Origin of the sequence: Vibrio sp. 1F263, assembly GCF_041439035.1 — a bacterium.
Classification (GTDB): Bacteria; Pseudomonadota; Gammaproteobacteria; order Enterobacterales; family Vibrionaceae; genus Vibrio; species Vibrio tasmaniensis_A.
In genome coordinates, this window is record NZ_JBGONI010000111.1 from 1 (window position 1) to 2244 (window position 2244).

Here is a 2244-nt window from a genome sequence, read left to right on the forward strand (position 1 = left end):
CTACGAGAGGGAGTGAATGTAGCTGATCAGATCGTAGGTTCTGGATTTAGTTCCATTGAATTACGCAACAAAGCCGGTTGGCCTGTCACACCTCTAACTAGATTTGCGACAGAACCGTATTTTAGTACTCGTAAGTTTAATAACCTTGAGTTATTACTCTCAAGGGAAAAAATGTCACATATTAAATATATCCGTGTATGACGAGAACATTGAAACTGAGTTGATATTATCCTCAGCTTTTTTCTCTTTCGGAATTAATTTAATTTCTCCTTCATTTACAGTATAACCAAGGCTACTTCCAGTAAATGAATTCTCTAGTTCATCTTTGTCATCTATCCATTTCCATCTTTGTGTTCGCTTTAAACTGCAAGGGCTGACTTTTTTAATGTTACTAGCATCCAAGCACATACCTGGTTGGCTTGTACTCTGATATCGATTAAGTGTATCGAAAATAAATGACTGCTTTAGTTCGGATATATTACAAGTATCAGAATTAACACTGAGGTTTTTATTAACACTTACACATTTATTGTTAAATTTACCCAATTGTAAATTAACCGGCTTTCCGCCAATAAATACAGGATTATCCCAATCAACAGTGAATTTAATATCTTTTTTTACATTTTTAATTTTAAAGTCTTTTTCATTAGGATAATAATATCTTAGGACTTCCCAAGATGGGATTTCTGAATAATAACGATACCCAGTAATTCCAACCGATGAGGATATACTAATGTCTGTTGTCCCTGTGGTCTCAGGTTCAGAATAATAGATTACTTCCATTTTGGGTGTGAAGTTTGCGTACCCTATTGGATTGATTAAGTGTAACCTCCCAAAATAATTTTTTCTGACTGTTACTCCATATGGCGATTCATCTTTTTGTATCGCATGTGGTGAATTATATTGCTCTCTAGACCATTTGAAAGATACATGTTGAGGGCTTTTTGACGATTTCGTTACCGCATAATCAAATGTTTTATATGATAACCACTTGGATTCTGTCCATGACGCGTTGGCATTTAGACTAATTTTGGGTGATGTTTTATCTGCACCAACATCACCTCCAATACCAAATTGAAAAGTTGATACTTCCTTCTTATCATAATTTACATTTAAATTTGTTGCTGGAATGGTTCTTAAAATACTTGTTTTATTATTTGATGCCATCATTTCAAACGTATAGTTTTGTGCTATTGCGGATGACACCCATTCAGATTCAATCCCACCACTTGGCCAAACAATGCCTCTTGAGGCTAAGTACATCGAATATATTTCAGGGTTTAGACTAATCCCTGCGCCAGTGGTTGAATCATCAATGCCAACTCTTACTATTTTAGCATCAGGCGTTGCTGAGCCGATTGTTCCGAACGCAAGGGAGCGTTGCATGTTTATCTTATAAACAAGCGAAATGTTAGCATTTTTACAAAGATGCCGCGATCTATCTCCTAATTGGGTGTTCCAAGTGATATCACATTCAGAATCAGTAATTTGTTTAGTCGCATTATAATATCTAGAAATACTCGGTACCGGTGAGTGTACTACTGGGGTGTTTGATGTTGAACGTTTTTGCCTTTTTGGTGCAGGTTTACTCAAAATTGGGATATTTGTGTCATATCTATCCCTGATCTCTGTAAACATAACGTTATGGTTATGTTCAGTTATTGCAATATAATCAGATTCCAATGAAATACCAAATACCTTTCTAAAGACATGTTTTGCCTTTATTTTTTCTTTATTTCCTTCTATTTCACTAAAATCAACCAGATAACGATAACCATTATTTACAATTAAATCAATTGCATTTTCAATGCCATTTGAATAAATTCCTGATTCTAACCAATACTTTGCATTTATATAAACCAAGTCTGAATTATCAACCATATCACTCATTATATGTATTGATTCACCAACGGGAATGTTTATACCTTCTTGCAGTGTATCGCTAGCTAAAACTGATCTAGATATTAAAACTGATGTTACTAAAATTCCTATTAAATTCAAACGTTTCATAATACTCCTAAATATTTTTTAGTTTTAAAATTAATATGATGGTACTTTGTTGGCACCTTAAATTAATCACTTATAACCTTGATGATTAAGTTTATCATTATACATATAAATTCATAATGGAAAGGTGATTTATGGCTCAATTTATGGGCTTTGTTGCGTAATTCAGTGGAACTAAATCCAAAACCTACGATCTGATCAGCTACATTCACTCCCTCTCGTAGCCCTATGCCTAAA

2 protein-coding genes are annotated in these 2244 nt (G+C 34.0%); one reads left to right on the forward strand and one right to left on the reverse strand.

Going from position 1 to position 2244, the window contains the following annotated elements; translation table 11 throughout:
* The coding region (locus tag ACED25_RS23290) for a hypothetical protein (protein ID WP_231904637.1) at positions 1-201 on the forward strand (201 nt) is incomplete at its 5' end.
* On the opposite strand, the gene ACED25_RS23295 is transcribed toward ACED25_RS23290, so the two are convergent.
* Positions 175-2010, reverse strand: a complete 1836-nt coding sequence (locus ACED25_RS23295; protein ID WP_371696251.1) for a leukocidin family pore-forming toxin — start codon at positions 2008-2010, stop codon at positions 175-177. The two genes, ACED25_RS23290 and ACED25_RS23295, sit on opposite strands and share 27 nt — an antisense overlap.
* Positions 2011-2244: the final 234 nt, after the last annotated feature.

What these genes read in the sequence shown, in the direction of transcription:
- ACED25_RS23295 (WP_371696251.1), bottom strand. Translation starts at nt 2,010, where the DNA reads ATGAAACGTTTGAATTTAATAGGAATTTTAGTAACATCAGTTTTAATA.